Source organism: Streptomyces sp. NPDC006385, from assembly GCF_040612485.1.
In the GTDB taxonomy this organism is placed as follows: Bacteria; Actinomycetota; Actinomycetes; order Streptomycetales; family Streptomycetaceae; genus Streptomyces.
Genome location: NZ_JBEXQG010000025.1, coordinates 22965 through 36257 on the forward strand (window position 1 = coordinate 22965; position 13293 = coordinate 36257).

At 72.5% G+C, this 13293-nt stretch carries 3 protein-coding genes; all 3 read right to left on the reverse strand.

Annotation, left to right across the window (positions count from 1 at the left end; genetic code table 11):
- Positions 1-32: 32 nt before the first annotated feature.
- The 3 genes from fabD to ABZ078_RS20630 are packed head-to-tail and all read right to left on the reverse strand — an operon-like array spanning position 33 to position 13281.
- Positions 33-3665 carry an ACP S-malonyltransferase gene (gene fabD, locus ABZ078_RS20620; protein WP_356577232.1) on the reverse strand — a complete coding sequence of 1211 codons (3633 nt, stop codon included), beginning with the start codon at positions 3663-3665 and terminating at the stop codon, positions 33-35.
- Positions 3662-9592 (reverse strand): amino acid adenylation domain-containing protein, encoded by a 5931-nt coding sequence (locus ABZ078_RS20625; protein ID WP_356577234.1) that lies wholly within the window; start codon positions 9590-9592, stop codon positions 3662-3664. Before ABZ078_RS20625 ends, fabD begins: the two co-directional genes overlap by 4 nt.
- Before the next feature lie 41 nt (positions 9593-9633).
- Entirely contained in the window at positions 9634-13281 is a 3648-nt protein-coding gene (locus ABZ078_RS20630; RefSeq protein ID WP_356577236.1) for a beta-ketoacyl synthase N-terminal-like domain-containing protein, read from the reverse strand.
- Between the last annotated feature and the right edge of the window lie 12 nt (positions 13282-13293).

A 13293-nucleotide genomic window follows, 5' to 3' on the forward strand; every position in this document is an offset into this window, starting at 1 on the left:
CCGGCGGGTGCGGTGCCGGGGCCGCCACGGGCCTACACGTCGCCCGTGAAGGCGGCGGACCGGCTGCGCAGCAGGTCGGCGGTCTCGGTCATCAGGCGTTCGGCGACCGTGTCGACGTCCCGCGCCTGCCAGGAGGCGAGTTCCGTCCCGGCCACCCAGGCGTTGAACGCGCCCATCGCGGGGCCGCAGTAGACGAGGTAGTCGACCCGCCGGTCCGGCTCGCCGCGCCGTGCCAGGTCGAACCCGCGGCCCAGGTACGCCCGGAAGGCCGCGGCCATCCGGGCCTTGGCGTCACCGGTAGCGCCCGCTGCGGCCTCCTCGAACGTGCCGCGCAGGAAGGTCTCCTCGATCCGGCGGCGGGTCGGCCCCTCGATGTCCTCGAAGGAGTCGTGCCGGGCCCACAGGTCGTGCAGCTTCGCGGCGCGGGCCGGGAGGAACACCCCGCGCCGGACCGCCCGCACCCGCATGCCGAGTTCGAACATCTCCGGGGCCGGGGTGAGGGCCACGTCGTGCACGTCGAGCCGCTGGAGCAGGTCCTTCACCTCGGCGCTGGTGGCGGCCTGCGGTGTGCACTGGTTGACGGACCCGGTCAGCAGGAAGTCTGCGCCCATCATGAACGCGGCGGCCGCGGCCTCCGGCGTGCCGATCCCGCCGGCCGCGCCGACATGCACCCGCGGCCCGGGACCGCTGCGCTCGTCGCGCAGGCGGAGCACCGCGGGCAGCAGGGCGGTGAGACTGCCGCCCGCGTCGTCGAACCAGGCCGAGCCGACCTCGACGCACAGGTCGTCCGCCATGGGCAGGCCGCCGCGGCGCTCGGCGTCCCGGGCGTCCGCCAGCCCCTCGGCCACCAGGCGCTCGACCAGCGGCCGGGGCGGCGGGGCGAGGAAGGCCGCCGCCATGTCGGTGCTGGACACCTTGGCCAGCACCCGGCCCCCGGCGAGCCGGTAGCGCACCAGTGCCGGCGTGATCCGCAGGAAGCCGGATGCCTCGACGGTGCCGACGCCCGTGCGCAGGAACAAGTCCACGAGCGCGGACTCCCGCTCGGAGTCGGCCGGCCTGTGCAGCAGGTTCGCCCCGAACGCGCCATCGGCCCCCAACCGTCCGCCCAATACGGTCAGTTGATCCTCGACCTCGGGCAGGGCCACACCCCCGGTGCCGTAGAAGCCCATGGCACCGGCCTTGGCCAGCCGGGTCAGCAGCTCCGGCCCGGACACACCGCCGTACATGGAGCCGGCGAGATAGGCGTACCGCAGGCCGTACCGCTCCCGGAAGGAGGCGGCCCCCAGCGTCTCGGCCCTGGCCCCACCGCCCGCCCTGGGCCGGGAGCCCACCGCCTCCGCCGCCCCACCGGCGCCCTTTCGGCCTGGCCGGTCGGGGCCGGTGACGCGGTCGGAAGCGAGAGGGGAGCCATCGGAGCCGCCGACGGCGAGGCGGTCGAAGGGCACGAGCCGGTCCGGGGCGGCAGGGCGATCGGGCGCGGGCCGGCCGGACGGGACGGCGCGGACGGGGGCGGGGGCGGTCGGCACCACGGCCGGTTCGGGGAACCCGTCCGGTGTCCGCTGCGCGGCCGGAGCGACCGAGGACGGGCCCGGTGCTGCCACGGGGTGGCGCGGCGACTCGGTGCCGGCCGGGGAGGCGGCCGGAGCCGCCGGTGCGGCACGGTGGGCACGGACCACCTCCACCGCGGGCCGGCCCGGCAGGGACCCCCGCGCGGAGCGGTGCGGTTCCGGCTCCGGTTCCGCCACAGGTCGGGGCCGTACGGGTTCCACCACGGGCCGGCCCGCAAGCGGCTCCTCCGCGGGACGGTGGCCCGTGGCTTCCCCGGCAGGCAGCGGCGACGCTTCCGACCTGATCCGGGTGACCAGCTTGCGCAGGACCGCGCCGGGGCCGAGTTCCTCGAACTCGAAGTCGCCCCGGCCCATCAGATAGCGCACGGAGTCGGTCCACAGCACCGGCGAGTGGATCTGGCGGACCAGCATGCTCCGTACCTCGCCGGGCCGGTAGGGACGGGCGTCCACGTTGGCGATGACCGGTATACGGGGGTCGCGCAGGGTGAAGCCGTCCAGGTGACGGCCGAACTCCTCGGCGGCCGGGCGCATCGCACGGGAGTGGAAGGGGGCGCTGACGTTGAGCGTCAGGAAGTGCGCGCCCAGGGCCTCGAAGACGCCCTTGGCCTCCTCGATCCGGTCCGCGGGCCCGGCGAGGACGAACTGGGTGGGGGCGTTGTGGTTGGCGATGTCCAGGCTGGTCAGCCCGTGCTCGGCGAGCGCCTGCTCCACCTGGTCCAGCCCGCACCCGAGGACGGCCGCCATCCGCCCGCCGTCGGCCCGGCTCATCAGCTCGCCGCGCCGCCGCACCAGCCTCAGGCCGGTCTCGAAGTCGAAGGCGCCGGCGGCGAACAGCGCGCCGTACTCGCCGAGGCTGTGCCCGATCAGGTAGTCCGGCGGCCGCGGGTCCTCCCGCAGCCGGCGCAGCCACGTCAGCGCGGACACCACGTACAGCGCCGGCTGGGTGAACTGGGTGAGCTTCAGTTCCCGGCGCGGGTCCTCCAGGCACAGTTCCCGGATCGAGTAGCCGAGCACCCGGTCGGCGGTCGCCGTCTCGTCGGGAAACTCGTCGAAGAGGTCCCTGCCCATGCCCTTGGCCTGGCTGCCCTGGCCGGGGAATCCGTAGACCTTCATGGTTCCGTCCTTGGATGCGGGGTGGGTGCGGCGCGGTGCGGGGAACGCGGCCCGTACGGCGGCCAGTTGCCGGGCGTCGTCGGCCAGCGGCCCGAGCAGGGCGTACGACCGGGAGCGGGAGCCGTCGGGCAGGCCGCCGCGGACGAAGTTGTGGAGGGTTCCGGAGGGGCCGAGGTCGAGGTAGTGGTGCGGGCCGCGGCGCTCCAGCTCGGTGAGAGTGGCGGCGTACTCGATGGGCCGACGGGCCGCGTTCCACAGGTGGTCGACCGTCATCCGGTCGACCTCGGCGCCGGTGACGCAGGACACCACGGGCAGGCGCAGCGGCCGGAAGTCGGCCTCGGCCATGAGATCCCGGAACGCCGCTTCTCCCTCGTCCATCAGGGCCGAGTGGAACGGGTAGGCGACGGGCACCCGGTGGCAGACCACGTCGCGCAGCCGCAGTTCGTCCTCCGCCGCGTCGAGGGCGTCGTCGGTCCCGGCGACCACGAAGTGGCCGGGATAGTTTCGGGCGGCGATCTCGGTGCGGTCGCGCAGCACCGGGACACGCCGGTGCAGCTCCGCGTCGGCGAGGACGGCGAGCATCCCGCCGCGCCGTGCGGACCGCAGCCGCCGCGCCTGCCGGATCACCAGGCGCACGCACTGCTCGCTGTCCAGCGCGCCGGCCACCACGGCCGCTGTGAACTCGCCCAGGCTGGCGCCGAGCAGCAGGTCGGGCTCGATGCCGTGGTGGACCAGGGTGTCGGCGAGGCCGAGTTCCACCATGACGATGGCCGGGTGGGTGAACCGGATGTCGTCGAACGCCTCCGTCCTGCGCCGTTCGTCGTACATCTCGGCCAGCACGGACACGCCTAGTTCGTCCCGGGCAACGGCGTCGAGCCGGTCCAGCGTGTCGCGGAACACCGGCTCGCCGCGGTACAGGCCGAGGCCCATCCGGCGGTACTGGGACCCCTGGCCGGAGAACTGGAAGACGATGGGTGCGGTCATTGGACCTCGCCGAGCAGCACGCGGATGTCCTGGACCACGAACTCGCCCTCGCGAAAGCCCCGCAGTCCCTCGGGCGAGGGCCGCTCACGCAGGGCCGCCGCCGTCAGGTCGCCCACGGTCGCGGTGCCATCGGCCGCGAGGGCTTCCAGGACTCCGAGGAAGGCACCGAGCAGACGCTCCACGGTGGCGTCCGTGAACCGGTCGCGGTAGTACGACATGTGCACCTTGATCGTGCTGGTGGGGAACACGTCGATGCGCAGGGGGAAGCCCATGCGCGAGATGTAGTACGCCGCGGTGAACCGCTCCGAGTTGTCAAGCCCGACGTTCTGGAAGACGAGGTAGCTCTCCGTGGGGAGGATGTCGCCGGGCAGCCCACCCCATTCCAGGGCCTTGTGCATCGGGGTGTTCTCGAACTCGCTGGTGGTGACCAGGTCGGCACCGACCCGGGCGAGGAAGGTGGGCACCTTCTCGGCAGGGTCCACCAGAACACGCAGGGGCAGGATGTTCAGGGTGGGAGCCACCATCTCGCCCACGCCCTGCGGCCCACCGGTACGGCCGGTGTAGAGCACACCATGCGTGAGGTCCGCTTGCTCGCCGCCTTCGGCGAATGCCGCCACCGTGGCAGCCCAGCCCGCCTGGAACAGCGTGTTGAGGGTGAGCCGGTGCTCGCGCGCAACCTGCCGCAGCCGGGAGCAGAGCGCGTCGGGCAGCGAGATCCACTGCCGTCCGAAGCCGCTTTGGCTGCCGACGGCGTTGCCGGGGACGTGCGCGGACAGCAGTGTCGGTCCCGGCAGCCCGTCGAGGACGCGATGCCAGTGCTGTTGCGCGGCCCGTTGATCGCGCCCGCGCACCGCGGTCACGAACTCCTTGAACGGCAGGCCCGGTTCGAATGCCGGTGCCTGGCCCGCGGCGAGTTCCCGCAGGCCGGCTTCGACCTGGTTGGCGATGCGGTCGAAGCTCCAGCCGTCGAGGCACAGATAGCTCAGGCTGACCACGATGACACAGGTCTGGTCGTCGACGTCGGCGACGAGGTACCGGATGGCGCCCGGCTCGCCGGGCTCGATCCCGCGTTCCCGGTCCGCCTTGAGGTGGCGTTCCAGTGCGGCATCCTGCTCCTTCGCCGACAGCCGGCGCCAGTCGACGAAGTCCACCTCTGTGCGGGGCTCGCGGTGGACGGCCTGGACTGCCTGGTCGGGTCCGATCCAGTGGAACGAGGTCCGCAGAGCCGGGTAGGCGCGCGTCTGGTCCCGGACGATGCGCCGGAAGTCGTCCTGGTCGGCCATGCCTCGCGGTACCGCCGTGAGCCGGTGGACCTGGAACATCCCCGGCTGGGCGTCGCGGCGCAGCACGCGCAGCGCCCACTCCTGGAACGGCGCGAGCGGGTAGACGTCCTCGATGTCCGCTCCCGCGCGCAGTTCGGCGAGCCGTGAGACCTCGCCGGCTTCGACGGGTGTGTCCTGCTCGCCAGGGGCGTCCGCTTCGGCGGACTGTGCGTCGACGGCCGCGGCGAGTTCCGCGAGTGTCCCGTGCTGGAAGATCATCTGCGGGGTGAGGTCAAGGTCACGGTCGCGGGCCTTGGCGACCACACGGATGCTGTGGATCGAATCGCCGCCCAGCTCGAAGAAGTTGCTCCCGGCGCCGATGGGTTCCACACCGAGGACCTCGGTCCACACCTCGGCGAGAGCCCGTTCGGTCGGCGTCCGGCCCTCTGTGGCGGCACTCTCGCCTGCGGGCGCCTCGAAGACCGGCTCGGGAAGAGCCGCCCGGTCGAGCTTTCCATTGACGTTGACCGGGTACTTGCGCAGCGGGACGTAGGCCGTCGGAAGCATGTAGTCGGGCAGACGCTCCTTGAGGTGCGACCGCAGCAGCGGGACGACGGCTCGTGCCCATTTGTTGAAGACCGGGTCGCTGGCGAGTTCCTTCCACCCGAGCTGCGGAGCGTGCGGCGCAACGGCGGACCAGCGGTGCTCCTCGCCGTTGGGGGCGAGCACCACCGCATAGCTGCCGTCGGTGCGATGCGGCATCCAGTCGACGGTCGCCGTGCACCCGACGCGTTCAGCCAGCTGCCACCACTCGTCGGGGTGGATGCCGTGACGGCTCCCGGGCAGGCGGGAGTTGGGCACACCCAGGACGGCCAGGGTCCGGTCGGGCTCCGCACGCAGCCGCTTTTCGGCCACCGCGAGCACGTCCGTTCCCTCCGCCCACTCGACGCGGCTCTCCGGTACGGCCGGCGGGTGCTCCGCAGCGCCGACGCGCAGCACCGCGTCATAGCGGTAACGGGTCATCTCGTTGTCGTGCGTGCCGCGCCGCAACTGGGTGGACACGGACACCAGCCGCGGCTCCTCCTGCTGGACGGCCAGGAAGAAGTCCGGGTCCAGGACCAGTTCCTGGTCCTGCGCGATGCGCCGCCTGACCCGGGCACGCAGCCGCTCGGGGCTGAGGGCGTCCGCGCCGGGCTGATGCAGCTCGACGTCGGTGTGGAACGTCTCCAGCAGAGCGAGGTGGCGTACGTCACCCACGAACACGGCTCCACCGTCGGCGACCAGCGGCAGGGCCTTGGCGAGGACGTCCCGCAGGTACGCGGCGTCGGGGAAGTACTGCACGACGGAGTTGACGACGATCAGATCGAACTGATTTCCGGTGAACGCGGAAAGGTCGTCGGCGGCTCCCTGGTGCAGCCGCACATGGGCGAGGTCGGCCCTGGGCTCCACCAGGCGGCTGCGGACGTGGTCGAGGGCGGTCGCCGAGATGTCGGTGCCGTGGTAGGTCTCGCAGTGCGGGGCGACACGGGACAGAAGCAGACCCGTGCCGCAGCCGATCTCCAGCACCCGGCGGGGCCGCAGGGCCAGGATGCGCTCCACGGTGGTGTCCACCCACTCGCGCATGTGCTCCTCGGGCAGCCTGCGGCCGTCGAGGCTGCTGTCCCAGCCGCCGATGTGGAAGTCGTCGGTGACGGTGTCCAGTGCCTCGTCCTCGCCGTAGACGCGGTCGAAGACGGCCTGCCATTCCGTTCCCCGGGTGGAGTCCTCCTCACCCGCCCGGGCGTCCGGCACGAGGTAGGCGACCAGCTGCCTGGTGCCGCTGCCGGACTCTTCCCGGGCGAGGACGACGGCCTCGCCCACGGCCGGATGCGCGGCCAGGGCGGCCTCGACCTCGCCCAGCTCGATGCGGTGGCCACGGATCTTCACCTGGTCGTCCGCGCGCCCGAGGTACTCGAGCTCCCCGTCGGAGGTCCACCGGACGAGATCGCCACTGCGGTACCAGCGGGTGCCGTCAGCGTCGCGCAGGAAGCGTTCCTCGGTCAGCTCGGGCCGGTTGAGGTAGCCGAGGCTCACGCCGGCGCCGCCGACGTACAGCTCCCCGCGGACACCGACGGGAGACGGGCGGCCGTACCGGTCCAGGACGCGCACCCGCAGGTCGGGCAAGGGCCGGCCGATGGGGCTGTGCGCGGCGGCACGATCGAGGTCGGCGCGGGTCAGCGGGCGGTAGGTGACGTGGACGGTGGTCTCCGTGATGCCGTACATGTTGACGAGCCGGGGTACGGCGTCCCCGTGCCGCTCGAACCATGGCCGCAGAGCCCGGACGTCGAGCTCCTCTCCCCCGAAGATCACCAGGCGCAGGCAGAGGGCACCCCGCTCGACGTCGGAGAGATGACGGAAGGCCAGCGGCGTCTGGTTGAGCACCGTGACGCGTTCGTCCCGCAGCAACTCGTAGAACGCCTCCGGAGAGCGGCTCACCCAGTGCGGGACCACGACCAGCCGGCCGCCGTGCAGGAGCGCGCCCCACAGCTCCCACACGGAGAAGTCGAACGTGAAGGCATGGAACAGCGTCCAGGTGTCCGCCCGCCCGAAGCCGAACCACTCCTCGGTGGAGGAGAAGAGCCGCACCACGTTGGCGTGGCTGACCAGGACGCCCTTGGGCAGTCCGGTGGACCCGGACGTGTAGATGACGTAGGCCGGGTCGTCAGGACGCGCGTCCGGTGCGCGCGGCGGGGTTTGTTCGTCGGTCTGCCCGTCCAGCAGCACCAGCGTCGTGTCGTGACCGGACAGGCCGTCGGCCACGTGCGGTTGGGCGACCACAAGCCGCGCGCCACTGTCGGAGAGCAGATAGGAGATCCGCTCGGACGGGTAGGCGGCGTCGATCGGCAGGTAGGCGGCACCGGACTTCAGGATGCCCAGAATGCCGACGACCAGGTCCGCGGACCGCTCGGCGCACAGGCCGACGAGCGTGCCGGGCCCCGCTCCCAGATCGCGCAATCGGTGGGCGAGCGCGTTGGCCATGCCGTCGAGTTCGCGATACGTCAGGTGGCTGCCGTCATGGGTGACCGCGACGGCGTTCGGCGCCTCCGCCACCCGGGCCTCGAAGAGTTCGTGCAGGAAGGCCGCGGGGGGCCGGTGCGAGGGCGGACCGTCCTCTCGCTCGAAGCGGACGAGGTCGGCCGACGGCACGATCGGCACGTCCGCCACGCCCAGCGCGCAGTCTTCCGACACGGCTTCGAGGACGAGGCGGTAGGCGTCCATGAGTCGCTGCACGGTCTCCTCGTCGAAGACCGCGGAGTTGTACTCGACTTCGACCAGGAAGTCCCGGTCGCGGTCGACCACGCTGATCCACAGGTCGAACTTCGAGGTGCCGTTGCGCACGCCTTCGATCGCCTCGACGCTCAGGTCCCCGTCCGAGACCAGCCGGCGGGCGGGCAGATAGCTGAAGGACACCTGGAAGAGCGGGTTCTGGCTGAGGTAGCGCTCCGGCTGGAGGGTCTCGACGACCGCCTCGAACGGCACCTCCTGGTGCTGGTGAGCCCCGTTGACGACCTCGTGGACCCGACGCAGCACCTCGCGGAAGTCGGGCTCCCCGGACAGGCTCGTCTTGTAGACCAGGGTGTTGACGAAGAATCCGATGAGTTGCTCGATGTCGAGGTGCGTGCGGTTGGTGACAGGGGAGCCGACCGCGATGTCGTCCTGGCCCGTGTACCGGTGCAGCAGCACGTTGAGGGCACCGAGCAGCACGGTGAACAGATTGACTCGCTCCCGCTTGCACAGGGCTGTCAGCGCGGACCGCAGCGAGGCCGGGAAGACCGTCCTCAGGTCGCTTCCCTCGAAGTTCTGCACCGGCGGCCTCGGCCGGTCGAAAGGGAGTTCCAGTGGTTCGGTACCGTCGCCCAGCTGTCGGCGCCAGTAGGCCAGCTGCTGCTCCAGCCGTTCGCCGCTGAGGTGGTCGTGCTGCCAGGCGGAGAAGTCCGCGTACTGGATGCGCAGTTCGGGCAGCGGCGAGGGCCGTCCCTCCGAGAACGCCTGGTACAGCGTCAGCAGTTCCTGCCAGAACAGGCCGAGCGACCAGCCGTCGACGACCACGTGATGGGCGTTGAGCAGCACCACGTGCAGCTCGGGCTCCAGCCGGTAGAGGGTGACACGCAGCAACGGACCGGCCGCCAGGTCGAAGGGGCGTCGGGCCGCCTCGGCGACCAGCGCGTCCAAGGCGCCGGGATCGGCGGTGAGGTCCACGAACTCGACCGGCACGTCGGCTCGCGGCAGGATCCGCTGCCACGGTTCGCCGTCCTCGCTGGGCAGCACCGTGCGCAGCGACTCGTGGCGGTGGACGATCTCGTCGACGGCGCGCTGCAGGACCTCGCGGCGCAGTGGCCCGCGCAGCCGGAAGCTCATCGGGACGTTGTACGCCGGGCTGCCCGGCACCATCTGGTCGAGGAACCACAGACGACGCTGGGCGAAGGAGAGTGGCGGCCGTTCCTGGGCGGGGCGGCGCGGAATCCGCGTGGGCGGGGGCGCGGGGGAGGCGGCCGTGCCGGCAGCGGCGTCCGTCGGCGGGGCCGACCCGGTCAGCTTCTCCAGCAGCGCCCGCTTCTGCGCGGACAGGCGTTCCTTGCGCGCGACCACCGATTCCTGCTGGGCGAGCGCGTCGTCGTGGGACATGGCGGGAAGGGCTCCTCTCGGTCGTGCGGACTGTGCGTCGCTCAGGCCAGCAGGGTGTTCACCGCGTCGTCCGGCAACTGGTCGATCTTTTCGATGAGTTCGGCCTCCATGAGGCCGGCCATGTCCGCGAGGGTGCGGGCCTGGAACAGTTCGCCGAGGTCGAGTTCGACCGGGAAGCCGCTCTTCAGGCGGGAGATGATCTGGGTCAGCATGATCGAGTCGCCGCCCACTTCCTGGAAGTCGTCGTCCGGCCGGACCGAGGTCAGCCCCAGCACCTCCCGCCAGGCGGCGGCGACCCGCTCCTGCATCGGACTGTCGAAGGCCGCACCGTCCGCCGTACCGCCCGCCTCGGCGGCGGCACCGGCACCCGCGTCCGCGGTGGGCGTGACCGGGTCGGCGGCCTCGGCGGCGGGCCCCGCCGCGGTCCCGGTGACCGTGTCGGCATCGGGCGTGCCCGCCTGCGCGGCGTCCCGCACCGACGGGGTGGCCGCCGCGACGGCGCCCTCCTTCTCCGCCAGCACCACGGCCTGGAACGCCCGGTCCTCCCGGACCGGGGCGGGCGACAGGCTGCGCACCCCGCGGAATCCGTTGCGCTCCAGGGCCTGCCGCCACAGCGGCACGCTGAGCAGCGGCGAACCGGGAATCCGGCCGTCGTCCTCGGCGGCCCACCACCCGCTCATCAGGCCGAAGGTCAGCGTGAAGAAGTCCTGCTTGCGGGTGGTCTCCAGCACGATCAGCACACCGCCGGGGCGCAGCAGCTGCCCTGCGTGGGCGAGCGTGTCGTCGATCCGCCGGGTGGCGTGCAGGACGTTGCAGGCCAGGACGACGTCGTAGGTACCGGGCTCGAAGCCCTGCTCGGCGGGCGGCTGCTCGATGTCGAGGGGCCGGAAGCTGACGAAGGGGTGGTCCGCGCCGTACCGGCTGCGGCCGTACTGGGTGAAGCCGCGGGAGATGTCGGTGTACACGTAGCCCAGCCCGCCGTCGAGGCCGTCCAGGGCGGGGAGCACCTTCGCGGTGGTGCCGCCGGTGCCCGCACCGATCTCCAGGACCGACACCGCGCTGCCGGGGTCGACGGCCCTGCGCGCCCGGACGTACTCCGCGATCAGCCGGGCGACCAGGCCGTTGGTGTCGTGGTCGCTGTGGTAGACGGCTTCGACGGCGTCGAACGAGCCGTCCGGGAAGAGCACCTCGTGCGCCTTCTTCCGCCCGGTCAGCACATCCGGCAGGTCCTCCAGGCACAGCGTCAGCAGCCGGGCGTAGCCGTCCATCTCGGAGTGGCGCGCGACCACCTCGTCGGTGACGGCCGTGACCTGCTCCGGGGTCCACTCGAGGAGGTCGGGCCCGGTGACCAGGTCGGTGGTCACCAGCTCCTCCCCCTCGGCGCGCAGCAGGCCCGCGTCGGTGAGGACGGCGAGCAGCTCCCGGAACAGCGGGCGGTACTCGGGGACGACGGACAGCTGCCGTGCCAGCTCCTCGGGCCGGTGGCGCTCGCCGGGCGCGGTGAAGGCGTCCAGGCGGCGCAGGGAGGCGAACAGCAGGGTGCGGCAGACCGTGGCCAGTTCGCGCACCATCGCCTCGGAGCGGTGCGCGGCCTCCAGGTCGCCGGCCTTGGGATCGTCCCGCAGCTGGGCCTCGGCCGCCGCATCGAGCGCCACCAGCACGGACGGCACGGCGGCCGCGTCGGGAACCTCCGGGGCGGGTGTGCCGGCGGCCGGGGCGGGGGCGGTGCCCTGCGACCAGACGTGCGGAAACGTCTCACGCTCGAACGGATGGGACGGCAAACCTGTGCGCCGTGGTGCCGTGCCGGTGTGCAGGCGGGGCCAGTCCACGTCGGCGCCGGTGACCCAGGCCGCGGCGAGGGCGTCCAGGTCACGGCCGGCCAGCGGGTCCTCCCGGGTCCGGATGTGGCGCTCGGGCGCCTGGCCGCGGTGCACGGAGTGGGCCGTGCCGCCGTCTGCGGCGAACTCCTCCAGGCGGTCGGCGAGTTCACCGAGGGTGTCGGCGCACACCGCGAGGCGTTGCGCGAACGGCTCCCGGCCCACCTGGAGCGTGTAGGCGACGTCCGGCAGGTCGGCGTCACCGAGGCCGCCGCTCCTGAGCCGGGCCGCCAGCGCCCGTGCCTTGGCGCGCAGTTGCTCCTCGCTCCTGGCCGACAGCGGTACCAGCTGCCGCCTGCGGCGCGCAGCGGTACGGCGGACGGGCTCCGGGTACTCCTCGACGACGACGTGGGCGTTGGTGCCGCTGTATCCGAAGGAGCTGACGCCGGCGAGCCGGGGTGCGCTGTCGTCTGCGGTCCAGTCGGCGAGATCGCGGTTGACGCGTACGGGGGCGTCGGTGAAGTCGGCGTGTTTGTTCTCGGTGCGGAAGTTGGCGGCGGGCGGGAGCTTGCCGTGCCGCAGGCACATCAGCACCTTGATCAGGCCGAGGACGCCGGCGGCGCCCATCGTGTGGCCGATGTTGGCCTTGACCGAGCCGATGGCGCAGAACTCCCGGCGGTCGGTGAAGTCCGCGAACGCCTCGACCAGGCCCTGCACTTCGATGGGGTCACCCAGGCTCGTCCCCGTGCCGTGCGCCTCGATGTAGCCGAGGCGGCCCATGTCGATCCCGGCCCGGCGGTAGACCGCGCGCAGCAGGTCGCGCTGGGCGCTGGAGCTGGGAGAGGTGATGCCGGAGGTCCGGCCGTCCTGGTTGGTGCCGCTGCCCCGGATGACGCCCAGAATCCGGTCGTGGTCGCGCACCGCGTCCGACAGCCGCTTCAGGACGACCACGCCGACGCCCTCGCCGAGCAGCATGCCGTCGGCGTCGGCGTCGAAAGGACGGCACGAGCGGTTCGGCGAGACCGTGCCGAGCGCCTCCATGGTGACGAAGGTGCCGGGGTGGTTGGCCACGTACACGCCGGCCGCCAGCGCCAGCTCGGCCTCGCCCGCCAGCAGCAGGCGGCGGGCGATGTCCACGGCGACGAGGGACGACGAGCAGGCGGTGTCCACGGTCATCGCGGGCCCGCCGAGGTCGAGGTGATAGGCGAGGCGGGCGGCCATGATGCTGGTGTCCGCGCCCATCAGCGCGTGCGCCGAGTACTCGGCCTGCGGCGCGAGCCCCGTGCTGCCGACGACGGTGGCGACCGCGCGGCCGCGCAGGGCGGAGGCGTCGAGCGCCGCGTCCTCCAGGGCGTGGTAGGAGGATTCGAGCAGCACGCGCTGGGCGGCGTCCATCGCCTCGGCCTCGCGCGGGGAGACGCGGAAGAAGGCCGGGTCGAACAGTTCGGTGCCGGCCATGGCGCCGTAGCGCGGCACCGCGGCGTCCGGGAAGTGCTCACGGAACAGCGCCAGTGCGACCGGGTCCGTCACCTCGGTGGTGCAGTCCCGGCCCTCGCGGATGACGTCCCACAGTTCGTCGGGGTCGTCCGCGCCGGCCGCACGGCAGTGCATCCCGATCACGGCGACGGCGTCGGCGGGCTCCTGGGCGGCGAGCTGTGCCGCTACCCGTACCGCGAGGCCGTCGAGGCCGTCGGACCCGGTGACCGCGCTGGTGGGCAGCGTTGTGCCGAAGCGGCTGTTGACCGCCTCGGTCATCCGCACGGCCGTGTCGGGATCCAGGCCGCGCAGATCGGCCCGGCCCGCCTGGGCGGCGGAGACGTCGAGGACGCGGGCCGCGATGTCCGTCAGCGCCTGCTTGACGTGGGGCGACATTGAATCGACTGC